This is a genomic window from Demequina ureilytica (assembly GCF_048553575.1).
Classification (GTDB): Bacteria; Actinomycetota; Actinomycetes; order Actinomycetales; family Demequinaceae; genus Demequina.
On record NZ_JBLZIE010000001.1, the window covers coordinates 1,114,620 to 1,136,881 of the forward strand.

The following is a 22,262-nucleotide window of genomic DNA, read 5'->3' on the forward strand; positions in this document are numbered from 1 at the left end:
TCACCCCACGTGCATCTCGGTCACGAGCCAGCGGCCCGCCACATCTTCGAGCCGCATGGCGATCGCGCGGCAGTGGTCGCCGTCGTCCACGACGACGGACACCTCGGCCGCATCCCGTGAGACTCTGAACACGCGCGCTCGCCGCACGCCCACGGGGGCGCTGCGTGCGAGACCTGCGCGCCGCGCGAGTGAGCGCTGGCGGGCCAGTTGTGCGAAGACCCCGGGTTCGATCCATCGCGCGTAGGGATCGAGTGCCGCGCCACCTAGCAGCGCCTCCATGGCGGCCTTCGCGATGGTGCAAGCAAGCGGGGCGGGATCGCCGAGGGCCTGTCGTGTGCGCGTGTACGGCGAGAGCTGCGGGAGATGGGGCCTGTGCTCCGGCGTCGCGGGAATTGGTGAGTGCTCGGCCGCGCTCATTGCGGCCAGCCTTCGGGCAACGTGAGCCGCTGGCCGGGATGGATCAGCGCGGGGTTCGAGCCGACGGACTCGAGGTTGGCCTCGAAGAGAGCGGGCCACGCCGCCGCGATCCGCGCGTTGTCGGGTGATGCCGCGCCATCGCCGACCTCACCCTTCAGGGCGTCGGCCGTGATGCTCCACAGCGAGTCGCCGGTGGCGACGGTGTAGTGGGAGTCGATCGGAGACTGCACCGGCGCCCGCGCGTGTTCGTCGGGAGCGGGACGTTCCGCATGGCGTGCTCCCGGGATGGGTAGCACAGGGAAGGTAGCGGGTGGGTCGAGCGTCCCGGCTTGCTTGGTGATCGGCTCGGGAACCCACCCGGCGTCGGAGTTGTCGGGTGCCGCCGCGGCGGGGAACGCCATGGCCGAGGACAGGGCCCCGGCAGCGGCGAGGCTCACCACGCGACGCCAGCCGGCGGGCGTGAGCCGCACGACCGCCGTGCGGGCGCGCGAGCGATGCGGAGTCGCCACCAACAGCAAGGCGGCGAGGCTCAGGTAGGCGGATGTCGCGGCACCCACGGCTCCCGCTGCGAGGGCCAGCAGGTCCGCCAAGGTCACGGTTGAGAGCGCCAGAGAGGGCGCGTGTTCGACGGTGCGGGCGACGGCGCCGCCCTTCGACCAGGTGACGTCCGTGAGCACGATCGCGGCGATCGGCATCGCCGCGAGGCTCCCCAAGGCTCCCGCGCGGCGCGCCGTTCCGGCCGTCCGCTCTTCTTGAGACTCAGCCTCGGCGCTACCGCTCCTCATCTGACGCATGTGACACCCCTTAGGAGTTGTTTGATGCTTTTTGATGATGTTAGGTATACATCGATGATGGGCGCGCGTCCACTCGAAGCTGGCTCTGGCTGTGGACGGCGCACACGCCGTAGCGTGTGGTCATGCGGTGGGAAGCGCTCTTCAGCGACCTCGAGGGACAACTCGGCTCGGCTCGCGAGGACGAGTGGCGCGCGGAGGTGTCGGAACGCACCCGTGGCGAGCGCATCGCCGTCGACCTGGCCTCGCGCATTGCGGCTGCGCAGGGGACGACTCTCGGTCTCGTGCTGTTGGACGGGGAGCGGATCACGGGCGAGGTGGAGGACTCGGCCCGCGGGTGGCTGCTGCTGGTCGACGCTGCCGCCCGCGAGCATCTGGTGCCGATCCAGGCGGTGGCGTCGGTGACAGGACTTGGCCGTGCCGCCCACCACGTCACAGAGGTCGAGCGTCGGCTCGGGCTGTCGCACGTCCTGCGCGCCCTCAGCCGCGACCGGTCGAGGGTGCGTGTGCGCACCGTGGGCGGCGAGGTGCACGGGGTCATCGGGGCGGTGCTCGCCGATCACGTCGATGTGACGATGGATGGGCCCGGCGGCGGGCGCGTCTCCGTGCCGTACGCGACGGTGCTCGAGGTGGTCTCAGCCTAGGACCGTGAAGTCACCCATCCACGCTGTTGCGCGACTGCTCAGCCTTGCCGCGAGCTGCCGCGTACTGGCGTTCGATGTACGCTTCCAGCTCGGTCGACTCGATGCGCCAAATGCCACGTCCGCCTACCTGAATGGCTGGCAGATCTCCTGAGCGCACCAACGCATAGGCCTGCTGTGAGGACACGTTGAGGATCTCCTGGACGTCCTCGATCTTCAGGAACCGCGGGCTCATGGCGACATTCTGGCACGGACGCGCGGCCGGCGAGGCGTTGTCCACAGGGTCTTGTGGGATGCCCCCGTTCGCGGCAGGCTAGCCCCGTAGCCGTGTACCAGGGGGGAAGCATGGACGCACACGCACCGGTTGCCGGTCGACTGCGTCGCCCTGGATGGAAGGATCCGCGCCTGATGATCGGGCTGCTGCTGATGGCGGTGGCCATCGTCGGTGTCACGGGAATCGTCCAGGCCGCCGATCACACCGCCGCCCATTATGTGGCCCGCGAGACCCTGACGCCGGGAACCGTGCTCGAGCCCGACGATCTCGCGGTCGCTCGTGTTCGCGTAGGCGAGGGGCCGTACATCGCGGCTGACGGCGGGACCGGCGCGGAACCGTGGGGCCGGGTCGTCACGCGGGTCGTCGAGGCGGGGGAGCTTGTCCCCGCGGCGGCGCTCGCCACTCTGGACTCGTTCGACGGGCGTTCGGTGGCGGTGGTGACGACGTCCCCGGTGTCCGCCGACGTGAGACCCGGGTCCGTGGTCGACGTCTGGGTCACCGCAGCGGACAGCGCAGGACGTCCCGACAGCCTTCTGGTGGGAGAGTCTCTCGTGGTCGCGGACGTCGCGGCTGACGAGGGCGGGTTCACCACCGGCGGCGGTGAGACGGTGTATGTCGTGGTGCCGCGTGCCGCGCTTGGCGACTTCCTGGAGGCGCTCGCCACTGACGGCGACGTCTCGGTGGTCGGACTCGGCGGGGCGCCCTGATGGCGACTCCCGGAGTGATCATCGCGGTCGCGGGGCCGGTGGAAGCCCGCGTCGCCCAGGCCATCGACGGGGCTCCCGGCCTGCGCGTAGTGCGGCGATGCGCGGACCTGGCAGAGGCCGCGGCTGCGGCTGCGGCCGGGGTGGGCACGCTTGTCGTGCTCTCGGACCAGCCGCATCTCACGCGAACTGTGCTGACGGATCTGGCGCGGCTGGGCGTCGCCGTGGTCGGCGTGCCGACCACTCCGGACGCCGCCGACCAGCTCGTTCTCATCGGCGTGGGCGAGGTCGTGGCTCCCCACGCCGCCGATGTCGAGATCGCGGCCGCGGCACAGCGGGCGCTGGAGCGTCTGCGCGCACGCAACGCGCCCGTGCAGACGGCGGAGCGTTCACGCGCTGCGTCGAGTGAGACCCCCGGCGCCGGGATCATCGTCGCGGTGTGGGGACCGACGGGTGCGCCCGGTCGTACCACGATCGCCGCGAATCTGGCCGGTGAGTTCGCGATGGGCGGCGCGTCCACGCTGCTGGTGGACGCCGACACCTACGGAGGGGCCATCGCACAGGCGTGCGGACTCACGGACGAGGCGCCTGGTCTGGCTGCGGTGGCGAGGGCGGCGCAGCATGGCGCGCTCGATGGCGGGATCATCGACCGCTATGCACTCGAGGTGGCACCGCGCCTGCGTGTCCTCACCGGGGTGTCGCGGCCCGAGAGATGGACCGAGCTGCCGGCCGCAGCGCTCGACGAGGTCTGGCGGGCCTCTTGCTCGGCTGCGGCGGTCACCGTGGTCGACTGCGGGTTCTCCCTCGAGATGGACGAGGAGCTGGTGTACGACACGCGTGCACCGCAGCGCAATGGTGCGACGCTGAGCGCTCTCGGCTCGGCACACACCGTGGTTGCCGTGGGCACGGCCGAGCCGCTGGGCATTCAGCGCCTGGTGCATGGCCTGGGCGCGCTCCGAGAGGTCGTGGCACGTGAGCCAGTGGTAGTGGTCAACAGGGTCCGAGCGGAGGTCGCCGGTGCGAAGCCGGAGGAGGCGGTGGCCGATGCACTGCTGCGCTTCGCTCAGGTGCCGCGCACGTGGACCGTGCCGTGGGATCCGCGCGCGTGCGACGCTGCGGTCCTGTCGGGGCAGCTGCTCGCCGAGCGCACGCCGCGGTCGCGAGCCAGGCGAGCCATCGCGGCGATCGCCGCGAGCGTGCATGAGCCGGCTGATCCGGTCGCCGCGCCGCGCCGTCCGCGCGCCGTGGCCGCAGGAGTGGGAGACTGAAGGCATGCGCGTCTACGTGCCCATCACTGTCGACGATATCGATCTATGCCTGTCCGGCTCGTGGGAGCCTGCCACGGGCTATGCGCTGACCCCGACGGTGCTCGACATTGCGGCCTCCGACGACGACGAGCTCCTCGCGGAGCAGGTGCGAGACGCCGCCGCGGCCGACGCGGTGCTCGAGCTCGGCGCCTCACGCCGTGCCGTCGTGGTGGTGGACTATCCGCGGGCCGACGTCGAGCAGGTCGTAGGGGAGCACCCGGCCGCCGTGTCGCTCACAGGGCGCGTGCGAGCGGACGCGATCGCGTGCGCGTTCGTCGACGAGCCCGACGCCGACGTCGATGGTCGCGCGGCCGCTGGCGGAGATCGCGACGCGCTCGCCCGGCTCGAGGAGCGCGACCTGCTCTGGTACGACGTGAGCGAGCTCAGCGACCTCGCCAGGGCATGACGGCCGTCAGCCCTGAAGCCTGCGCAGCACCTCGTCGTGCAGGCTCCCGTTGGTGGCAAGCGCATCGCCGCCAAAGGGTCCTGGCTCTCCCGCGAGCGACGTGAAACGGCCACCTGCCTCGGTCACGATCGGCACCAGCGCGGCCATGTCGTAGAGCTCCAGCTCGGGCTCCATCGCCGCATCCACGGTGCCCTCGGCGACCATCATGTAGCTCCAGAAGTCCCCGTATGCGCGAGTGCGCCAGACGTCGCCGGCGAGCCCGAGGAAGGCGGGCAGCAACCCTCGCTGCTCCCACCCGGACAGCGACGAGTACGACAGGCTCGCATCGGCGAGGCTGTTCACCTGAGACACGCCGATGCGCTCGGCGGTTCCCAGGTTCGTTCCCCTCCACGCGCCGGCCCCGGCTGCGGCGAACCATCGGCGGCCCAGCGCGGGAGCGCTCACGACGCCGACCACGGGCACGCCATCATCCAGCAGCGCGATGAGCGTCGCCCACACCGGGACGCCGCGCACGAAGTTCTTGGTGCCGTCGATCGGGTCCACCACCCACTGGCGAGCGCCTCCCGAGGTGGGCGCGTACTCCTCGCCCACGAACGCATCGGCCGGTCGTTCGCTCGCGACGCGAGCGCGGATGATCCGCTCGGCCTCGCGGTCGAACGCGGTGACGGGGGAGTCGTCTGCCTTGAGCTCGACCTCGAGGTGGCCGGTCGAGCCAGGGAGGGTGAGGGCATCGACCTCGTCGGCGATGGCCATCGCGAGGCTCAGGTCAGCGGCGTAGGGTCCGAGGGGCTGCATGCGCTCAAGGCTAGCGGGGACTCGCGTGCTCGATCGTCCGGTCGCGGTGCCCCGCGGTCACCATGCGTCGCCTTCGGCGCGCGCAGCGAGGAGTCTCCGGATCGACGCCACCCGTGCCTCTTGGTCCGGGGTCGAGGCCCACGCGTCGAGGGCGCAGCCTGCCTCCGCAGACTCGTGCGTGCAGCCGCGCGGGCAGCCCTCTGCCGCGGCCTCCGCGACGTCCGGGAAGGCCGCGATGAAGCTGTCGGGGTTCACATGAGCGAGGCCGAACGATCGGATCCCAGGGGTGTCGATGATGCGCCCGCCATCCGGCAGGTCGAAGGCGATCATGGAGGTGGAGGTGTGGCGGCCGCGCCCTGTCACGTCGTTGACGACGCCGGTAGTCCGCTGAGCGTCAGGCACGATGGCGTTCACCAGCGTGGACTTGCCTACGCCCGAATACCCCACCAGCACCGTCGATCGGCCATGGAGCCGCTCGCGAAGCTCGTCGAGACCCGTGAAGGTGCGGTCCTCTCCCACGGTCCGCATCGTCGTGGTGAGCAGCGCCACTCCAAGCGGGTCGTACGAGTCCCGCAGCGCATCGGCGGACGCCAGGTCTCCCTTGGTGAGCACGAGCAGCGCATCCATCCCAGCGTCGAAGGCTGCGACCAGGCAGCGGTCGATCATGCGCGGGTTGGGCGCGGGATCGGCGAGCGAGGTGACGATCGCCAGCTGCTCGGCGTTCGCGACCACGACCCGTTCCTTCGGATCCGTGTCATCGGCGGTACGTCGCAGCTCCGTGACGCGGGGCTGACGGCGCACGATGCGAGCGAGCGAGCCGTCCTGGCCACTGGTGTCGCCGACGACGGCCACTCGATCGCCGATCACGAGGCCGCGCCGGCCCAGCTCGCGCGCCTTCACCGCTGTCAGTGCGACGCCGTCGTCCATATGGACGGCGAGCCGGCCGCGGTCGATGCCGACGACGGTGCCAGGGACCGCGTCGAGGTGAGCGGGCCGGATCTTGGACCGTGGCCGCGAGCCGCGCCTTCCTGGCCGCACGCGCGCATCGGACTCGTCGTACTCGCGTCTCACGGACGCAGCATCGCCTTCCACATCGCGGGGAACTCGGGCATGGTCTTCGCGGTGGTGCCGACGTTGAGGACCTTCGTGCCGTCGACGGCAAGGCCAAGGATGGCGCCGAACGTCGCCATCCGGTGATCCTCGTACGACTCGACGACCGCGGGCCGGAGGCCGTCCGCTGGCAGCCCCGAGAAGGCGAGCCAATCGTCGCCGGACTCGCATTCGCCACCCATGCGCGCCACCTCTTCCTCGATCGCGGCGAGCCGGTCCGTCTCATGGCCGCGCAGGTGACCGATGCCGGTCAGCCGCGAGGGGCCATCGGCGAGGGCGCACAGCGCCGCGATCGTCGGCGTGATCTCTCCCGCAGGTGAGAGGTCGGCCTCGATGCCACGGATGGTCCCGTCGCCACGCACCGTCATGACGTCGCCGTCGAGCGAGCACGAGCCACCCATGCGTGCGAGCAGCTCGGGGTAGAGCGCGCCGGGCTGGGTGGTCGTGGCGGGCCACCCGGGAATCCGTACCTCTCCACCGGCGACGAGGGCGGCCGCCATGAAGGGGCCGGCGTTCGAGAGGTCGGGCTCGACGCGCACCTCGCGCAGCCGCACGGGCCCGGGATGCACGACCCAGGTGGTGGCGTTCGGCTGATCGACCTGGACTCCGGCCTCGCGCAGCGTCTCGCAAGTCATGTCGATGTGAGGAAGGCTCGGCAGCCGCGGTCCCACGTGGCGGATCGTGAGCCCGCGAGGAAGGCGGGGCGCGATCAGCAGCAGCGCGGTGACGAACTGGGACGAGGTCGAGGCATCGACGTCGACCTGGTCGGCGACCGCATCCGGCGGCGCCACGGTGCACGGCAGGGAACCTCGATCGCCGTCGTCCACGAACGCGCCGAGCGCGCGCAGCGCGTCGAACAGCGGAGCCATGGGGCGCACTCGCGCCGCGTCGTCACCATCGAAGATCACAGGGCCGTCTGCGAGCAGCACCATGGGCGGCACGAATCGCATGACGGTGCCTGCGAGTCCGCAGAACACGTGGGTGTCGCCACGCAGCGCCGAGGGAGTGATGGTCCACTGATCGCCCGCGTCGTCGACGCTCACGCCCATCTGGCGCAGTGCCTCGATCATCAGCGCGCTGTCGCGAGACCTGAGTCCGCCGCGGATGCGCACGGGAGTCTCCGACAATGCGGCGAGCACGAGGTAGCGAGCCGTCAGTGACTTGGACCCGGGGACCTCGACGGTGGCGTCGAGAGGCTTGGTGGCGGCAGGCGCATCCCACGCCTCTCCCGGACCGGTGCCGACGGGGAGAACCTCGCCGACGCTCACTTCTTCTTGGCCGTGACCGATGCCCCGGTGAGCTTGTCCTTCTTCGCCTGGACCTTGGCCTTCTTGGCCTTCTTCGCCTTGGTGCGCTTGATCTTGCGCGGGCTGTGCCCCACAGTTGCGGCCAGCAGGGTGCCACCGAACAGGGACACGTTCTTGAGGAACAGCTCGAGCTGCTCCTCCTTGCGCTGCTCATCGGTCTCGAGCCAGAACGGGCGGCTGACGGCGACGGTCGCCGCGGTGAGACCCGCGAGCACCAGCCCCGCCGTCCTGGGCGTGCGGGAGAGGGCGAGCACCGAAGCGGAGGCGATGGTCGCCATGCCGTGGTACTTCACAAGGTCGGTGGTCTTGACGTCGTCAAGGCCCACCTCCTTGAGCGCGGGCTCGATCACGGGCGCGGAACGTGCGGCTCGCACCTGGGGCTCGAGGACGGACTGTACGCCGGCGTAGACGAACCACGTCGCAAGCAGGGGCCTGGCTAGCACTCGTAACATGGGACCTACGTTATCAACCTTCGTAGGGGATGCGCTGGGTGGGAGCCAGGGGAATGCACATCGGCGCATGCGTGTTCTGCTCTCCATGACCACGACGCTGCTCCGCGAGCATCCCGCCGCTACCGTAGGCGTCGATGCTGGAGTAGGCTCGCCCCTCATGAGCAAGACCGCGCTAGATTTCGAGACCGAGGCGCTGTCGTACATGGATCAGTTGTACGCGGCTGCCCTGCGTATGACGCGCCACGGGGCCGATGCCGAGGACCTCGTCCAGGAGACCTACGCCAAGGCGTTCGCGGCGCAGGACAAGTTCACGCCGGGGACGAACCTCAAGGCGTGGCTGTACCGCATCCAGACGAACGCCTTCATCAACACGTACCGCAAGAAGCAGCGCCAGCCCAAGCTGTCCGACGCCGAGCAGGTGGAGGACTGGCAGATCGCCGCGGCGGCCGAGCACACCAGCTCCGGCCTCGCCTCGGCGGAGACCGAGGCGCTGGACCAGATCGGCGACGTCGAGGTCAAGCGGGCTCTCTCCGAGCTGTCCGAGGACTTCCGTATGGCGGTCTACCTCTCGGACGTCGAGGGGTTCGCCTACAAAGAGATCGCAGAGATCATGGACACCCCGGTGGGGACCGTGATGTCGCGCCTGCATCGCGGTCGGAAGTTGCTGCGCGAGAAGTTGAAAGAGTACGCGGCCGAGCGCGGGATCTACGACAAGCGCCCGGCACCCAAGACGGACAGTGGGGAGGTGTGCCATGCCCGGAAGGGAGTGTGAGGAGGCCCTCGACCGCCTGTTCGAATACATCGACGACGAGCTCTCCGATGACGAACTTCGCCGCATCGGCGCTCATCTGAAAACGTGCCCGCCCTGCGAGGCGGAGCACAAGATCAAAGAGAAGATCAAGAACCTCACGTCCCGCAGCGGGGGCGACGCGGCTCCCGAAGAGCTGCGCGAGCGCATTCTCTCTTCGATCAGGTCCTCGCGCGACTGACACCGTTTCGCGCCAGGCACGACAAAGGCCGCACCGGGACTTCCCGATGCGGCCTCGTGTCAGGTGGGATCACTCAGGCGTTGGGACGCTTGCCGTGATTGGCTCCGCCCTTGGCGCGCGCCTTGCGCTTGCGGCCTCGCTTGCTCATCGGGATCCCCCTTTCTTGAGCGGGTGTAAGAAAAACGACTATCTATCTTCCCACACGTGGCTTCCGGTTGATACATCGAGGCCCTACCGTCCCTCAAGAGATCATCCACCCGTGCCGATGGAGTAGCCGTGAGCGACCAGCCCGTATCCGTGATCCCGTTCCTGCATGCCCTGGCGTCCACCGGCGGCTCGGACCTGCACGTCAAGGTGGGCTCCGCGCCCAGAATCCGAGTGGACGGACGGCTGCGCAAGCTCCAGGTGCCGCCCCTCACCCCCGCGGACACGCGCAACATGGTCGCGCAGGTCCTGCCCGAGGACCTCGTCGCGCAGTTCCGCGACACCCACGAGGCCGACTTCGCGTTCTCGCTGTCCGGCGTGGGCCGGTTCCGCGTCAACGCCTACGTGGCCCGGGGCACGGATTGCCTGGTGTTCCGACGTGTCGCGGTAGGGGCGACCCCGTTCGAGGACCTCGGTCTTCCTGCGGTGATCGCCGACCTCGCCTTGGAGCCGCGTGGGCTCGTTCTGGTCACGGGGCCCACCGGGTCGGGCAAGACCACCACCCTCGCCTCGATGATCGACCTCATCAACACCTATCGCGAGGTCAACATCATCACGATCGAGGACCCGATCGAGGTTCTCCATAGCGACAAGAAGGCGATCATCTCGCAGCGCGAGATCCGCTCCGACACACTCGACTTCACCGCCGCGTTGCGCGGCGCCATGCGTCAGGACCCGGACGTGATCATGGTCGGCGAGATGCGCGACATCGAGACCGTGCGCGCCGCCCTGTCCGCGGCGGAGACCGGCCACTTGGTGCTGGCGACGTTGCACACGGTCGACGCGCAGGACACGATCAACCGCATCATCGACTTCTTTACCCCGCATGAGCAGAGCCAGGTGCGCGCGACGCTGGCCCAGACGCTGCGCGGCATCGTGTCGCAGCGCTTGGTGCGCAAGGGCGACGGCAGTGGCCGGACGCTCGCTGCGGAGATCATGGTCAACCACGGCCGCATCGCCGAGGCGATCGTCGAGCCGGCGAGCCAGCCTCCGATCACCGACCTGATCGCCGAAGGCGAGTACTACAAGATGCAGACGTTCGACCAGCACCTGTTCGAGCTGGTCCGGGATCGTGTGGTGTCGCTGGACGACGCCGTGGCGATCGCGACGCGGCCGCACGACCTGCAGGTGAGCCTCAGGAACGCCGGCGTCATCGCCTGACTTCTGCTCTCCAGTCCCGGCCAACCACCCACCCTGTCCGGCACTGGTTGTCGCGTAGAGAGCGCATCGGACTCCTGTCCGGCATGAGGTGTCAATGAGTGCCGGACAGCGCGCCGCGATGCGCGGCAGGCGTCAATGAGTGCCGGACAGGAGTGTCAGGACGACGGGGCCGACGAGGGAATGCCCAGCCAGTCATGCCATGTCGAGTGCAGGACGAGCCACGCCATGAGCCCGTAGCCGGCCTGAAGCGGCAGCTCGCCGCCGCTCATGGCCATGTCGGTCGCCCACTGCTCGTGACGTGCGAGCGGTCCGTACATGTCGATGTACGGCACGTCGCGACGCGCTGCGGCCTCTTCGCACAGCGCCGAGTACTCCGCGACCGCGCGCCGGTCCTCCGCGGCGATCGGCGGCGGGCCTGCGATCATCGACCGGAAGCCCAGCGCCGATGCGCGGTCCAGGGTGTTCGCGATGTGCAGGCGTGTCATGGTCGGGGAGACACCATGAGACAGGTCGTGCCGGCCGAGCGCGAACAGCACGAAGTTGGAGGTGCTCGCCACGCCGTCGGGGCCGATGCGCCGCAGCGCCTCCTCGTCCCACCTGCTGGTGAGCTCGCCCGTGGTCTCTCCTGGCACGGCGAGGGTGTGGAAGCGCAGTTGCGGGGCGAGCGGCAGCGTACGCGCCGCGACACGGCCCGCCCAGCCCAGTGCCTTCGGATCCCCGTGACCGGCGACGAGTTCGTCGCCCACGAAGAACACGTTGGTCATCGCGTGAACGCTCGGTTCACAAGGTCGCCCTGCTCCTCCTGGTGGCGCGAGCTGAGGCCCGAGGCCGGCGAGGCCGCGGCAGACCGCGTCACGCCCTTCACCGTGCGTCCCATCAGCGGCGGCAGCGTCATCGACAGGTAGCTCCACGCGCCCTGGTTGCGCGGCTCCTCCTGGACCCACACGAGCTTGGCATCCCCATAGGGCGCGATCGCCTCCTGGAGACCCTCGTGGTCGAGCGGGTAGAGCTGCTCGAGGCGGACGATGGCGGTCGACGTGTCGCCGGTCTTCTCGCGATACGCGGCGAGGTCGTAGTAGACCTTGCCGGAGCACAGCAGGACGCGGTCCACACCGTCGGGGTCGATGGTGTCGCCGATGACCGGCCGGAACGTGCCGGTGGTGAAGTCCTCTGCGGGCGACTGCGCGGCCCGCAGCCGCAGCATCGACTTGGGGGTCATCACGATCAGCGGGCGCCGGGGGCGGTCGTAGGCCTGGCGCCGCAGCAGGTGGAAGTAGCTCGCAGGTGTCGACGGAGCCGCGGTGATCATGTTGTTCTCCGCGCACAGCTGCAGGAACCGCTCGAGCCGCGCCGACGAGTGGTCGGGGCCCTGGCCCTCGAAGCCGTGGGGCAGGAGCAGCACCACGGAGGAGGACTGCCCCCACTTCTGCTCCGCGGAAGAGATGAACTCGTCGATGATGGTCTGTGCGCCGTTGACGAAGTCGCCGAACTGCGCCTCCCAGAGCGTGAGCGCATCGGGCCTCTCGACCGAGTAGCCGTACTCGAAGCCCACCACGGCGTACTCGCTGAGCGAGGAGTCGTAGATGTGCAGCTTGGCCTGGCTCGAGCTGAGGTACTGCAGGGGTGCCCACTCAGCACCGGTCGCGCGGTCATGGAAGACGGCGTGACGCTGGACGAACGTCCCGCGCCGGGAGTCCTGACCCGAGAGGCGAACCGGCACGCCCTCCTGCAGCAGCGTGCCGAAGGCGAGCAACTCCCCGTAGCCCCAGTCGATCCCGCCCTCGCGGCTCATCGCCTCACGACGCTCGAGCAGCTTCGCGAGCTTGGGGTGAACCGAGAAACCCTGAGGCGGCCGCATGTGAGCGGCGCCGATGCGCTCGATCTGTGCCTTCGTGGCGGCCGTCTGCCATCCCACCATGACGCCTGCGTCGGACGATTGAGACGACGGCAGCTCCAGGCCCGAGATGTTCTCGCTGTTCGTGCCCTTGAACCCTTCGCGCGTCTCGATGAACACGCGCTCGAGCTGCGAGAGGTAGTCCTGCGAGACCGATTCGGCCTCGTCGGTGGTGATGTCGCCGCGGCGGATCAGCGCCTCGGTGTACAGGTGACGCACCGACCGCTTGGCCTCGATGAGGTCGTACATGCGCGGCTGGGTCATCGACGGGTCGTCGCCCTCGTTGTGACCGCGGCGGCGGTAGCAGACCAGGTCGACGATCACGTCGCGCCCGAAGGCCTCGCGGTACTCGAAGGCGAGCCTGGCGGCGCGGACGCACGCCTCTGGGTCGTCGCCGTTGACGTGGAAGATCGGGATCTGGTAGCCCTTGGCAAGGTCCGTGCAGTATCGGGTCGAGCGCGAATCGCCGGGGCCGGTCGTGAAGCCCACCTGGTTGTTGATGATGATGTGGACGGTTCCGCCGGTGGTGAAGCCGCGCAGGCCCGCCATGTTGAGGGTCTCCATCACGACGCCCTGGCCGGCGAACGCCGCGTCGCCGTGGACGAGCACGGGCAGCACGGGGTAGCCGTCCGTGGCGGGGTCCGCGCCGAGCTGATCGAGCTTGGCGCGCACGATGCCCTCGAGCACCGGGTTCACGGCCTCGAGGTGCGAGGGGTTCGCCGCGAGGTAGACGTTGGTCGTCTCGCCCGTCTCGGCGGTGAAGACACCCTCGGTGCCGAGGTGATACTTCACATCGCCGGAGCCCTGCACCGATCCGGGGATTGCGGTGCCGTCGAACTCGCTGAAGATCTGCGAGTACGACTTGCCGGCGAGGTTCGCGAGCACGTTGAGGCGCCCGCGGTGCGCCATGCCGATGCACACCTCCTGGATTCCGGAGACGGCGGCCGAGGACATCATCGCGTCGAGAAGCGGGATCAGTGACTCTCCGCCTTCGAGCGAGAACCGCTTCTGGCCCACGTACTTGGTCTGCAGGAACGCCTCGAATGCCTCGGCCGCGTTGAGGCGGCGCAGGATCCGCAGGTGCTCCTCGCGGGTGGGCTTGGTGTAGCCCTTCTCGAGCCGCTCCTGGAGCCATGCTCGTTGGGCCCGGTCCGCGATGTGCATGTACTCCACGCCGACGGTGCGGCAATACGCGTCGCGCAGGCGGCCCAGCACCTCGCGCATCTTCCACCGGTTCTGGCCGCCGAAGCCGCCGGTCGCGTAGTGGCGGTCGAGGTCCCACAGCGTGAGACCGTGGGTCTGCACGTCGAGGTCCGGGTGCTTGCGCAGCCGGGTGCTTAGCGGGTCCACGTCAGCCATGAGGTGCCCGCGGGAGCGGTACGAGTGGATGAGCTCAGCGATCCGGGCGGGCTTCGCGGCCTCGGCGTCCTCGTCCGTCGCGGAGTCCTGCACCCAGCGCACCGGCTCGTAGGGCACGCGCAGAGCCACGAACACGCGGTCCCAGAATCCGTCGAGCCCCAGCAGCTTCTTGTGCACGAGGGACAGGAAGTCCCCGGACTGCGCGCCCTGGATCACGCGGTGGTCGTAGGTGGAGGTCAGCGTCAGCACCTTGGAGACGCCCAGTCTGGCGATGGTCTCCTCGGAGGCACCCTGGTACTCGGCGGGGTAGTCCATCGCGCCCACGCCGATGATCGCGCCCTGGCCCTGCATGAGCCGTGGGACGGAGTGCACCGTGCCGATGGTGCCGGGGTTGGTCAGCGTGATCGTCGTGCCCTGGAAGTCGTCCGCTTGCAGCGCGCCTGTGCGAGCCTTGCGGACGACGGCCTCGTAGGCCGACCAGAACTTCGCGAAGTCCATGTTGTCGACGGCCTTGACGTTCGGCACGAGCAGTTGCCGCACGCCGTCACCTTTGTCGAGGTCGATCGCGAGGCCGAAGTTGATGTGCTCCGGCGTCCGGATCGCGGGCTTGCCTTCGTCCTCAGCGAACGACACGTTCATGGACGGCTGCTCGGCGAGGGCCTCGATGATCGCGTAGCCGATCAGGTGGGTGAAGCTCACCTTGCCGCCACGCGTGCGCGCCAGATGGTTGTTCACGACGACTCGGTTGTCCATGAGCAGCTTCGCAGGAATAGTGCGCACCGACGTCGCGGTCGGAACGTCGAGGCTCGCCTCCATGTTCGTGACGACCCGCGCGGCCGGGCCGCGCAGGCGTTCGAGGCCGTGCTTGACGTCCTTGGCCGCGAGCATTTTGTGGTCGTGGCGCTGCAGGTATGCGGCCGTGGGGGCCTCGGCCGTGGCGATCGGCTGGGTGACGACCTGCTCGACGTCGTCCTGCGCCTCGGGCTCGGGGGCCGATGCGGGCGCGGGCTTGTCGCCGCTGGCGGACTGAGCCTTCGGCTGCGGAGTCGGTGGCTCCTCCTTGGCGGTCGCGGAGGTCCGCGACGCGCCTTCGTCGGTTCCCGGCGAGGGCGCGGGGCTCTCGGCACGCGCCTGCGGCTGCGAGGCCGGTTCGTCACCAGGGCTCGCCGTGCCCGCGTCCGATGCGGCGGATCGCGCCGAAGCGGGCGGCTCCTCGGGAGACGAGGTCGTCGCGGACTCCGCCTCCGGCGTGGAGGCCGCGGGCGTGGAAGCCACGGGCACGGAGCCAGCGCCACCTCGGCCGAGGATGAGCGAGGCGACCGAAGGGGCGCCTGCGTCTTTGGCGACTGACGTGCGGTCAGTCTCGGTCGCGCTGGTGTCGGTGGACACGTCGGGGGCCGCTCACTTTCTTGGCGCGAATGCGTCTAGAGGACGTCTGTGTTCTTCAATACTCCAGCCTAGACGCTCCGCGCGGCGCGACGGTTCCCCCGACTTGGACAAATCGTTATGTGATGTCCCTCCGGAACGTCGTGAGCCAACCGATGACCGCAGCAACCAATGCGTACCCCAGGAGCACCAGAAGCCCGGCCCACGGCGGCAGCAGGTCGGAGCCGCCTGCGGCGGAGTAGAAGCTCGAGCCCACGAGTGCCTCGCCGGCGGCTCCGGGAAGATATGCGCCGACGCCGCTGACGGGCTCGAAGAAGCTGAGTCCCACTCGTAGGAGCGGTTCCACGAACTGCGTCCAGCCGAGCACGGCGACGATAACGACCACCTGGTTCGTGAGAGCGGTGCCGAAGCCCACCCCGATGAGCGCCCAAGTGGCGAGAGCCACGACGCCCAGGCCGATCGACTCCCATACCGCCTCGTTGTCGAGCATCAGCGGTTGGTCGGCGATCGCGAAGGCGCCCATTCCGACTGCCATTCCAGTCGCGATCGAGACCAGGCCGTACAGCAGCGCGAACGGCAGGATCGCGATGAACTTGGCAGCGATCACACGCAGCCTGCTCGGCTCGAGCAGCAAGGTCGCATCGATGGTGCGGTGACGGAACTCGGACGTGACGGACAGCGCGCCCAACACGAGCGGGAAGACGTACGCGAGGGACACCCCCATCGTGTAGATGCTGATGGCGATGCCCTCGTTGTCGACCTCACCGCCGCCGGCATCCTCCATGCCGTAGACCATCGCGAAGGCGAGGAAGCCGGCGAACGTGGCCACGGTGACGACCATGATCAGCATCAGGATCCACCACAGCCGGGTGGAGCGGATCTTGCGGACCTCGGAGATGATCGCGGCGCTCACGCTGCCACCTCCGTCTCGGTCGTCGCGGGGGCCTCGGTCAGCCGCAGGAACACGTCCTCGAGGCTCTCGCCGGTCTCTTCGAGGCCGTGGATCTCGAGTCCGTCGGCAAAGGCGAAGGCGCCAACCTGCGCAGCGCTCGAGCCCAGGATCCGTGCCTGGCCCTCGCGCTCGATGGTCGCCGCTCCTGGGAAACGCGCGTGCGCGAAGTCGGCCAGCGCATCGGCCCGGGGACTTCTCAGCACCACCCCGGGCTCGGCGAGCGCACGCAGATCCTCGAGCGAGGACTGGTGGCGCTGAGCGCCGTTCGCGATGATGACGACGTCGTCCACCGTCTGCTGCACCTCGCTCAAGAGGTGAGAGCTGAGAAGCACGGTGCCGCCAGCATCGGCGAACGAGCGCAGGAAGGAGCGCAGCCACTTGATGCCGGCCGGGTCCAGGCCGTTCGCGGACTCGTCGAGCACGAGCACGTCGGGCCGTCCCAGGAGCGCCGTCGCCAGCCCGAGCCGCTGGCGCATTCCGAGCGAGAACCCGCCGACGCGACGGTTCGCGGCCTCGGTCATCCCCACGGCGGCGAGCACCTCGTGACAGCGGGCATCGTCGACGTCGACGAGGGGCGCATACGCGCGCAGATGCTGGAGGGCCGTGCGACCGGGGTGGAACGCGCCCTCGAAGTGGGCCCCCACGATGGTCCCGGGCCTATGGAGGCTCGCGTACGCGGAGCCGCCGATGCGCGCCGCGCCCGCAGTGGCGGAGACGAGCCCGACCAGGATCCGCAGGGTGGTCGACTTGCCGGACCCGTTCGGTCCGAGGAAGCCAGTCACACGACCGGGTCGTGCGACGAAGCTCAGGTCGTCGACGGCGGTGATGGCACCGTAGCGCTTGGTCAGCGATTCTACTTCGATGGTCCGTGACTGCATGGGTCCTCCGGTTCAGGTGGCTCTCTTCGATGCTATCGGGAGAGCGGCCGGACCGGGGCGGTCAAACCGCTGGTAGAACGCCCTACAACGGGCGGGGTGATCAATCAGACACATGCGGGGGTGGCCATCGCCGTTACCATTTGGTTACAATCACTCCCAGGCCGACGCACAGACGTCGGCCCTTGGTTCGATTCAGATGGCAACTGGAGGCTCGTGTGAGCACTGGCGCGCGTGCGTCGGCGCCCCCGGCGCTACGCAAGTCTCGACGCGAGCGCCGGATCCTCCACACGCAGGAGATCCAGGTGCGTCAGACCCACCGTCGGCGCAAGTTTCTTACTCGTAGCGGCGTCCTCGCGGGCTTCCTGCTCGCGATGGTCGTGTACCCCGTGATGGGCACCCTGACTCCGTACGCCGGCGCTGTCGAGTCTGTGCCTGGCGCGGTCGCCGGCGAGAACCCGTCGACCGCCCGCGCCCTGCTGGGCGGCGGCCCGCAACTCGTCGAGTCTGAGCTCCCACTGCCTGAGGCCGATGCCTCTTCCGTGCTGGCGACGGCCTTCGAGATCGACGTGAGTCAGCACCTCCCCGGGTGCGACCCGATCGACGGTTGGGAGGGCTACAACGGTCGCCTCACCGCCGATTCGCTGTGTGACGTCGGCCAGGGCGAGCAGCTGCGCAACGACGCTGCTGTGGCGTTCGCGGAGCTCAACAACCGGTTCTCGCAGGAGTTCGGTCGCGACATCTGCCTGATCGACGGATATCGCACCTTGTCGAGCCAGTACGCGACTAAGCGCTCGCGCGGCTTCCTCGCCGCGACGCCCGGCACTTCCGTTCACGGCTGGGGCCTCGCGATCGACCTGTGCAGCGGAGACGCCAGCGGCGCGCCCAAGGCGTGGCTCGAGGAGAACGGCGCGCTGTGGGGGTGGGTCAACCCCAGCTGGGCCAAGTCCAGCAAGTGGGAGCCCTGGCACTTCGAGTACGAGCCGGGCACCGACGAGCTCGGGGTCTACGGGTCCTCGTACTGGTCGAGCGCGGACGCCTACCGCTCGTCTGACTGACCACAGCGGCATGGCCCTTCCGTCGTGTCGACCGCCGCGGACGCCGCAGTTGTAGCAGGCTGGGCGCTACGGGCCGGCCCCGACCAGGACCGCGCCCGTGACCGCCGACGCCCCTCGCCACCCGCGTGGGACGAGGCGAGAGACGAGGAGGCGACGTGCGCATCGGCATCCCGCAGGAGACCAAGAATCGCGAGACGCGCGTGGCGCTCACGCCGGAGGGCGCTCGCCAGCTTGCCGAGGCCGGTCACGACGTGTGCGTTGAGCAGGGTGCAGGCACGGCTGCCTTCCTTCCGGACCGTGAATACGAGGCCGCGGGGGCGCGCATCGTGAGCACGGCCGAGGCGTGGGATGCGGACCTGGTTCTCAAGGTCAAAGAGCCGGTCGAGCGCGAGTACGACCTGCTGCGGGACAACGTGCTGTTCACCTTCCTGCATCTCGCGGCCAACGAACCCCTCGCCGCCGCCCTGGTGGCGGCGCGCACCACGGCCTTCTCGTACGACACGGTGCAGCTCGACGACGGCTCGCTGCCCCTCCTGACCCCCATGAGCGCCGTCGCGGGGCGGCTCGCCACGCTCGAAGGCGGCCATCGCCTGCTGAGCTCGCAGGGCGGCCGCGGGGTGCTGATTGCGGGAGCGCCGGGAGTCGCGGGGGCAAGGGTGGTGGTGATCGGCGGCGGGGTCGCGGGCTCGAACGCTCTCGCCCAGGCCGTGGGGATGGGGGCCGATGCGGTGGTCATCGACCTCGATGAGGACCGGCTGGAGAGCCTGGCCGCCACCTACGGCGATGCGGTGCGCACAGTCGTGTCCACCCCGGAGGCCATCGAGCGCGAGGCGCTCGCGGCGGATCTCGTGATCGGCGCGGTGCTCGTGCCGGGTCATCGCGCCCCGAGAGTGCTCAGCCGCGACACCGTGTTGGCGATGCGGCCGGGGGCGGTGCTGGTCGACATCGCGATCGATCAAGGCGGCTGCTTCGAGGTTTCCCGGCCGACCACGCACGACGATCCGGTGTTCACCGTGGGGGATGTCCAGGTGTACTGCGTCGCTAACATGCCGGGTGCCGTAGGGGCGACCGCGACCGCGGCACTGACTCACGCCACGCTGCCCTACGTCACGGCCATCGCGGGCGGCTGGCAGGGGGCGGTGGAGGCGGACCCCGCCCTGGCTCGCGGCCTCAATACCGATGCAGGAACCGTGCGATACCCCGCAGTGGCCCAGGCGTTCCCTCATCTTCCCGCCGATCCTCTGGCGGCTCCCGGTCCGGCGGATCGCTGACGATGGGGTAGTCCGATAGTGCCTTCTCGGCAGCGCTACGACCGATCTGGACCAGGCCGGGCAGGTCTCGCGGCACCCACTGCGATCGCCGCCCGACCACGGGCCGGATGAGCGTCACGTCGGGCCGGATGACCCACTCGTGCACCTCGAGTTCCGAACCGCCGAGGGCCTCCCACTCGGGCGCGAGCCGCACCCCGAGCACGTGCGTCGCGCCCATCTCGAACGCCGTGTCGATGGGCAGATTCCTCGCCACCCCGCCATCGATGAGCATGCGGCCGTCGATTCGCACGGGACGGAAGATTCCCGGCACCGCGATCGAGGCGGCGAGCGCCTCGGCGAGCGGGCCGCGCCGCAACGCCACGGCGGCGCGGGTCTCGGCATCGGTCGCCACCGCGGCGTAGTCGATAGGCAGGTCCTCGATCGTCGCCTCCCCGGCGACGGTGCGCACGGTCTCGCGGAGCGCATCGGCCGTCAGCAGTCCAAGCCCTGGGCGGGCAGTGAACCTGCCGAAGGTGCCCCACGACGCCCGTACCACGTGGTCCTCGAGCTCATAGGGGTCCATGCCCACCGCGTATGCAGCGCCCACGATCGCGCCCGCTGACGTCCCGGCCACCACGGCGGGTGAGATGCCCCGTTCGCGGAGCACCTGCAGCACCCCGACATGCGCCGCCCCAAGCGCCCCGCCGCCGCCGAGCGCGAGGCCGAGCCGCGGCACGCGCCTGAGGTCGTCGGCGGGCTCCATCTCGTCATCGTAGGCTGGCCGGGTGCCCGATGCTCGTGACGACCGCCCGCGCACCTGGGCCCCCCTGGTGGCGGCCGGTGCAGTGGGCGCGGTGGTGGTCGGGGTCGCGGTCGCCGCCTTCGCCCTCGGCGGTCGTCCCGGTGAGACCGAGTCCGCCGTCATCGCCGCCTGCGAGGCCGAGCAGGCGCGGGGCGGCGGCGAGACCGTGGTGGCGGGCGACGTCTACGACCCCACTGGGTGGCGCGACTACTACGCGGTGGCCGAGGCCAGCGGGGAGGTTGCCACCCCTCTCGCCGAGGTGGAGCAGGACGTCATCGACCGGTGGGAGGCGACCGCCGACCAGTTCCGCGCCGACGGCGAGGGCGTGTGGGTGACCGTGTGGCTCCTCGACGATGACTCGTACGCCCAGTGCACGGTGCCCGTCATGAACGGCTCGGTGGACGCCGCTAGTGCCGCGGTGGGACCGCTCGAGGCGCCGCCGTCGGGCGGCTGGGGCTAGGGAACGTCGCGAGCGCAAGTTGCGTTGTCCGCCACAGCCGCTACGTTCAGACGTGGAGACCACTGGAGAACCCAAGGAGACCCATGGAGCAGCGCAAGCTCGGAGACCGCACGGTAGGCGCGATCGGCCTGGGCGGCATGCCCATGTCGATCGAGGGCCGGCCAGACGAGGCGCGCGCCATCGCGACCATTCACGCGGCGTTGGACGCGGGCGTGACGCTGATCGACACGGCCGACGCGTATCACCTCAATCCAGGCGAGGCCGGGCACAACGAGGCGCTGATCGCTAGGGCGCTGCTGACCTATACGGGTCCGGCCGACAAGGCGGATGTGCTGGTCGCGACCAAGTCGGGCTCGTTGCGCCCCGGCGACGGCACCTGGCATCAGAACGGGGACCCCGACTACCTCAAGGGTGCGGCCAAGGCCTCGGCCCAGCGCCTGGGCGTCGACGCGATCGGGCTGCACCAGTTCCACCGGCCGGACCCGCGCGTGCCGTTCGCCGACTCCGTGGGAGCGTTCGCCGAACTGCTGGACGAGGGCGTGGTCCGCATGGTGGGCATCTCGAACGCGAACCCTGCCCAGATCCGTGAGGCGCACGAGGTCCTCGGGGGACGGCTCGCGAGCGTCCAGAACCAGTTCTCGCCGCGATTCGTGTCCAGCTATCAAGAACTAGAGCTGTGCGTCGAGCTCGGCATCGCCTTCCTGCCCTGGAGCCCGCTGGGAGGCATCGGCCGAGCCGGCGACGTGGGCACCGAGCACGCCCCGTTCCAAGAGGTCGCGGATGCGCGGGGAATCTCCCCGCAGCAGGCGGTCCTGGCGTGGGAGCTCGCGCTCGCAGACATCGTGATCCCCATCCCCGGGGCGTCGCGGCCGAGCTCGATCCTCGATTCCGCGGGAGCGGCGGAGATCGAGCTGACCGAGGACGAGATGGCCGCGCTCGCGGTCGTCCTCGGAGACTGATACCGACGATATCTGGAGGACATCATGGGTCGCAAGATTGCAGTGAGAGTCGGCGAGACGGTGGGAATCGGCCTTATCGGCGATGGTGTCATCGGGCTGCTTCAGCCCGAGCAGCACATCGCCCGGTGGGAGTCAGGGCCGTCCTGGTGGCAGCGCGCCCTCAAGCCATTCGTAGGCGACGCGCGCAATACCCGGACGTTCGCGGCCGTCGAGGTCGTCGCAGGCGTCGCACTGGTATGGCTTCTGCCGCCCGGCCGCAAGGACTAGTCGTTTCCCTCGCGACAGCAGCGCGCTATGAACCCGGAGTGCGCTACGCACCCGCGGCTAGCATCACCGCAAGTGCGAGCATGACGAGCGCGATCGCGCCGTCTAGCACGCGCCACGCCCCCGGCTTGGTCAGCCAACCGCTGAGCAGCCGCGCCCCATAGCCGAGGGCCGCGAACCACACGATCGACCCCGCCATGGCACCGGCGCCGAACACCCAGCGAGCGTCGCCGTGAGAGGCAGAGATGGTGCCGAGCAGCAAGACCGTGTCGAGGTACACGTGCGGGTTCAGCCACGTGAGGGCGAGGCAGGTGAGGGCGGCGACACGGGCCGGCGCGATCACCTGAGCGCGCGTGCCGATTCCGGCCGGACTTCCTGGGGCCGATCCGCCGAGGGCGGCCGTTTCGGCGCGCTCCGCAGCTTCGGGCTCGAGCGTGGGGGGGGG

The 22,262-nt window shown here is 69.6% G+C and carries 26 protein-coding genes; 12 read left to right on the plus strand and 14 right to left on the minus strand.

The window, feature by feature from the left end; genetic code table 11:
* Complete coding sequence (locus ACNI3K_RS05090) at positions 1-417, minus strand: Rv3235 family protein (protein ID WP_419390762.1); 417 nt, start codon at positions 415-417, stop codon at positions 1-3.
* Entirely contained in the window at positions 414-1,211 is a 798-nt protein-coding gene (locus ACNI3K_RS05095) for a LysM peptidoglycan-binding domain-containing protein (protein WP_419390763.1), read from the minus strand. Before ACNI3K_RS05095 ends, ACNI3K_RS05090 begins: the two co-directional genes overlap by 4 nt.
* Before the next feature lie 122 nt (positions 1,212-1,333).
* On the opposite strand from ACNI3K_RS05095, the gene ACNI3K_RS05100 reads away from it, so the two are divergent.
* Positions 1,334-1,852 (plus strand): hypothetical protein, encoded by a 519-nt coding sequence (locus tag ACNI3K_RS05100; protein WP_419390764.1) that lies wholly within the window; start codon positions 1,334-1,336, stop codon positions 1,850-1,852.
* Between the two features lie 10 nt (positions 1,853-1,862).
* Here ACNI3K_RS05100 and ACNI3K_RS05105 read toward each other — a convergent pair whose 3' ends face one another.
* Positions 1,863-2,084: a helix-turn-helix domain-containing protein gene (locus ACNI3K_RS05105; RefSeq protein WP_419390765.1), complete on the minus strand. Its 222-nt coding sequence runs from the start codon at positions 2,082-2,084 to the stop codon at positions 1,863-1,865.
* Between the two features lie 110 nt (positions 2,085-2,194).
* On the opposite strand from ACNI3K_RS05105, the gene ACNI3K_RS05110 reads away from it, so the two are divergent.
* The 3 genes from ACNI3K_RS05110 to ACNI3K_RS05120 are packed head-to-tail and all read left to right on the plus strand — an operon-like array spanning position 2,195 to position 4,540.
* Positions 2,195-2,830 (plus strand): CpaB family protein, encoded by a 636-nt coding sequence (locus ACNI3K_RS05110; RefSeq protein WP_419390766.1) that lies wholly within the window; start codon positions 2,195-2,197, stop codon positions 2,828-2,830.
* Positions 2,830-4,095, plus strand: coding sequence for a CpaE/TadZ family protein (locus ACNI3K_RS05115; protein ID WP_419390767.1), 1,266 nt, complete (start codon positions 2,830-2,832; stop codon positions 4,093-4,095). Before ACNI3K_RS05110 ends, ACNI3K_RS05115 begins: the two co-directional genes overlap by 1 nt.
* Before the next feature lie 4 nt (positions 4,096-4,099).
* Complete coding sequence (locus ACNI3K_RS05120; RefSeq protein ID WP_419390768.1) at positions 4,100-4,540, plus strand: DUF6912 family protein; 441 nt, start codon at positions 4,100-4,102, stop codon at positions 4,538-4,540.
* Positions 4,541-4,546: 6 nt separating this feature from the next.
* Here the strand turns inward: ACNI3K_RS05120 and ACNI3K_RS05125 are convergent, their stop codons facing one another.
* The 4 genes from ACNI3K_RS05125 to ACNI3K_RS05140 are packed head-to-tail and all read right to left on the minus strand — an operon-like array spanning position 4,547 to position 8,204.
* Positions 4,547-5,335: an inositol monophosphatase family protein gene (locus ACNI3K_RS05125; protein WP_419390769.1), complete on the minus strand. Its 789-nt coding sequence runs from the start codon at positions 5,333-5,335 to the stop codon at positions 4,547-4,549.
* A gap of 57 nt (positions 5,336-5,392) precedes the next feature.
* Complete coding sequence (gene rsgA, locus ACNI3K_RS05130) at positions 5,393-6,406, minus strand: ribosome small subunit-dependent GTPase A (RefSeq protein WP_419390770.1); 1,014 nt, start codon at positions 6,404-6,406, stop codon at positions 5,393-5,395.
* The gene (gene aroA, locus ACNI3K_RS05135; protein WP_419390771.1) at positions 6,403-7,713 is read right to left on the minus strand and encodes a 3-phosphoshikimate 1-carboxyvinyltransferase; all 1,311 of its coding nucleotides are present in this window, start codon (positions 7,711-7,713) and stop codon (positions 6,403-6,405) included. Before aroA ends, rsgA begins: the two co-directional genes overlap by 4 nt.
* A complete protein-coding gene (locus ACNI3K_RS05140) occupies positions 7,710-8,204 on the minus strand; it encodes a hypothetical protein (protein ID WP_419390772.1) in 495 nt (164 codons plus the stop codon). Before ACNI3K_RS05140 ends, aroA begins: the two co-directional genes overlap by 4 nt.
* Before the next feature lie 157 nt (positions 8,205-8,361).
* On the opposite strand from ACNI3K_RS05140, the gene ACNI3K_RS05145 reads away from it, so the two are divergent.
* Both ACNI3K_RS05145 and rsrA read left to right on the plus strand, forming a co-directional pair.
* Positions 8,362-8,976: a sigma-70 family RNA polymerase sigma factor gene (locus ACNI3K_RS05145; RefSeq protein WP_419390773.1), complete on the plus strand. Its 615-nt coding sequence runs from the start codon at positions 8,362-8,364 to the stop codon at positions 8,974-8,976.
* Positions 8,957-9,193 (plus strand): mycothiol system anti-sigma-R factor, encoded by a 237-nt coding sequence (rsrA, locus tag ACNI3K_RS05150; protein WP_419390774.1) that lies wholly within the window; start codon positions 8,957-8,959, stop codon positions 9,191-9,193. The genes ACNI3K_RS05145 and rsrA overlap by 20 nt, the downstream gene beginning before the upstream one ends.
* 73 nt (positions 9,194-9,266) lie before the next feature.
* Here rsrA and ACNI3K_RS05155 read toward each other — a convergent pair whose 3' ends face one another.
* The gene (locus ACNI3K_RS05155) at positions 9,267-9,341 is read right to left on the minus strand and encodes a 50S ribosomal protein bL37 (RefSeq protein WP_371327667.1); all 75 of its coding nucleotides are present in this window, start codon (positions 9,339-9,341) and stop codon (positions 9,267-9,269) included.
* Positions 9,342-9,469: 128 nt separating this feature from the next.
* Between ACNI3K_RS05155 and ACNI3K_RS05160 the strand changes: the two genes are divergently transcribed.
* Entirely contained in the window at positions 9,470-10,558 is a 1,089-nt protein-coding gene (locus ACNI3K_RS05160) for a type IV pilus twitching motility protein PilT (protein WP_419390775.1), read from the plus strand.
* Between the two features lie 155 nt (positions 10,559-10,713).
* Here the strand turns inward: ACNI3K_RS05160 and ACNI3K_RS05165 are convergent, their stop codons facing one another.
* The 4 genes from ACNI3K_RS05165 to ACNI3K_RS05180 form a co-directional block, all read right to left on the minus strand.
* A complete protein-coding gene (locus tag ACNI3K_RS05165; protein ID WP_419390776.1) occupies positions 10,714-11,322 on the minus strand; it encodes a GDSL-type esterase/lipase family protein in 609 nt (202 codons plus the stop codon).
* Positions 11,319-15,092 (minus strand): multifunctional oxoglutarate decarboxylase/oxoglutarate dehydrogenase thiamine pyrophosphate-binding subunit/dihydrolipoyllysine-residue succinyltransferase subunit, encoded by a 3,774-nt coding sequence (locus ACNI3K_RS05170; protein ID WP_419391105.1) that lies wholly within the window; start codon positions 15,090-15,092, stop codon positions 11,319-11,321. Before ACNI3K_RS05170 ends, ACNI3K_RS05165 begins: the two co-directional genes overlap by 4 nt.
* Positions 15,093-15,315: 223 nt before the next feature.
* On the minus strand, positions 15,316-16,110 hold the full coding sequence (locus ACNI3K_RS05175; protein WP_419390777.1) for an ABC transporter permease: 795 nt from the start codon (positions 16,108-16,110) through the stop codon (positions 15,316-15,318).
* A complete protein-coding gene (locus ACNI3K_RS05180) occupies positions 16,107-17,027 on the minus strand; it encodes an ATP-binding cassette domain-containing protein (protein ID WP_419390778.1) in 921 nt (306 codons plus the stop codon). The genes ACNI3K_RS05175 and ACNI3K_RS05180 overlap by 4 nt, the downstream gene beginning before the upstream one ends.
* Positions 17,028-17,242: 215 nt before the next feature.
* On the opposite strand from ACNI3K_RS05180, the gene ACNI3K_RS05185 reads away from it, so the two are divergent.
* The gene (locus ACNI3K_RS05185) at positions 17,243-18,082 is read left to right on the plus strand and encodes a M15 family metallopeptidase (RefSeq protein WP_419390779.1); all 840 of its coding nucleotides are present in this window, start codon (positions 17,243-17,245) and stop codon (positions 18,080-18,082) included.
* 155 nt (positions 18,083-18,237) lie between these two features.
* Entirely contained in the window at positions 18,238-19,353 is a 1,116-nt protein-coding gene (gene ald / locus ACNI3K_RS05190; RefSeq protein WP_419390780.1) for an alanine dehydrogenase, read from the plus strand.
* Here ald and ACNI3K_RS05195 read toward each other — a convergent pair.
* Positions 19,253-20,095, minus strand: a complete 843-nt coding sequence (locus ACNI3K_RS05195) for a patatin-like phospholipase family protein (RefSeq protein ID WP_419390781.1) — start codon at positions 20,093-20,095, stop codon at positions 19,253-19,255. The two genes, ald and ACNI3K_RS05195, sit on opposite strands and share 101 nt — an antisense overlap.
* Positions 20,096-20,117: 22 nt before the next feature.
* Here ACNI3K_RS05195 and ACNI3K_RS05200 point away from each other — a divergent pair, with 22 nt between their 5' ends.
* The 3 genes from ACNI3K_RS05200 to ACNI3K_RS05210 all read left to right on the plus strand — a co-directional run bounded on the left by ACNI3K_RS05200 (position 20,118) and on the right by ACNI3K_RS05210 (position 21,820).
* The gene (locus ACNI3K_RS05200) at positions 20,118-20,594 is read left to right on the plus strand and encodes a hypothetical protein (RefSeq protein ID WP_419390782.1); all 477 of its coding nucleotides are present in this window, start codon (positions 20,118-20,120) and stop codon (positions 20,592-20,594) included.
* Positions 20,595-20,677: 83 nt separating this feature from the next.
* Positions 20,678-21,553, plus strand: a complete 876-nt coding sequence (locus ACNI3K_RS05205; protein ID WP_419390783.1) for an aldo/keto reductase — start codon at positions 20,678-20,680, stop codon at positions 21,551-21,553.
* 24 nt (positions 21,554-21,577) lie between these two features.
* A complete protein-coding gene (locus ACNI3K_RS05210) occupies positions 21,578-21,820 on the plus strand; it encodes a hypothetical protein (RefSeq protein WP_419390784.1) in 243 nt (80 codons plus the stop codon).
* A gap of 43 nt (positions 21,821-21,863) precedes the next feature.
* Here ACNI3K_RS05210 and ACNI3K_RS05215 read toward each other — a convergent pair.
* A partial coding sequence (locus ACNI3K_RS05215) for a LysE/ArgO family amino acid transporter (RefSeq protein ID WP_419390785.1) occupies positions 21,864-22,262 on the minus strand: 399 nt, incomplete at its 5' end.

What these genes read in the sequence shown, in the direction of transcription:
- ACNI3K_RS05090 (WP_419390762.1), bottom strand. Translation starts at nt 417, where the DNA reads ATGAGCGCGGCCGAGCACTCACCAATTCCCGCGACGCCGGAGCACAGG.
- ACNI3K_RS05095 (WP_419390763.1), bottom strand. Translation starts at nt 1,211, where the DNA reads ATGCGTCAGATGAGGAGCGGTAGCGCCGAGGCTGAGTCTCAAGAAGAG.
- ACNI3K_RS05100 (WP_419390764.1), top strand. Translation starts at nt 1,334, where the DNA reads ATGCGGTGGGAAGCGCTCTTCAGCGACCTCGAGGGACAACTCGGCTCG.
- ACNI3K_RS05105 (WP_419390765.1), bottom strand. Translation starts at nt 2,084, where the DNA reads ATGAGCCCGCGGTTCCTGAAGATCGAGGACGTCCAGGAGATCCTCAAC.
- ACNI3K_RS05110 (WP_419390766.1), top strand. Translation starts at nt 2,195, where the DNA reads ATGGACGCACACGCACCGGTTGCCGGTCGACTGCGTCGCCCTGGATGG.
- ACNI3K_RS05115 (WP_419390767.1), top strand. Translation starts at nt 2,830, where the DNA reads ATGGCGACTCCCGGAGTGATCATCGCGGTCGCGGGGCCGGTGGAAGCC.
- ACNI3K_RS05120 (WP_419390768.1), top strand. Translation starts at nt 4,100, where the DNA reads ATGCGCGTCTACGTGCCCATCACTGTCGACGATATCGATCTATGCCTG.
- ACNI3K_RS05125 (WP_419390769.1), bottom strand. Translation starts at nt 5,335, where the DNA reads ATGCAGCCCCTCGGACCCTACGCCGCTGACCTGAGCCTCGCGATGGCC.
- ACNI3K_RS05140 (WP_419390772.1), bottom strand. Translation starts at nt 8,204, where the DNA reads ATGTTACGAGTGCTAGCCAGGCCCCTGCTTGCGACGTGGTTCGTCTAC.
- ACNI3K_RS05145 (WP_419390773.1), top strand. Translation starts at nt 8,362, where the DNA reads ATGAGCAAGACCGCGCTAGATTTCGAGACCGAGGCGCTGTCGTACATG.
- rsrA (WP_419390774.1), top strand. Translation starts at nt 8,957, where the DNA reads ATGCCCGGAAGGGAGTGTGAGGAGGCCCTCGACCGCCTGTTCGAATAC.
- ACNI3K_RS05165 (WP_419390776.1), bottom strand. Translation starts at nt 11,322, where the DNA reads ATGACCAACGTGTTCTTCGTGGGCGACGAACTCGTCGCCGGTCACGGG.
- ACNI3K_RS05180 (WP_419390778.1), bottom strand. Translation starts at nt 17,027, where the DNA reads ATGCAGTCACGGACCATCGAAGTAGAATCGCTGACCAAGCGCTACGGT.
- ACNI3K_RS05195 (WP_419390781.1), bottom strand. Translation starts at nt 20,095, where the DNA reads ATGGAGCCCGCCGACGACCTCAGGCGCGTGCCGCGGCTCGGCCTCGCG.
- ACNI3K_RS05205 (WP_419390783.1), top strand. Translation starts at nt 20,678, where the DNA reads ATGGAGCAGCGCAAGCTCGGAGACCGCACGGTAGGCGCGATCGGCCTG.
- ACNI3K_RS05210 (WP_419390784.1), top strand. Translation starts at nt 21,578, where the DNA reads ATGGGTCGCAAGATTGCAGTGAGAGTCGGCGAGACGGTGGGAATCGGC.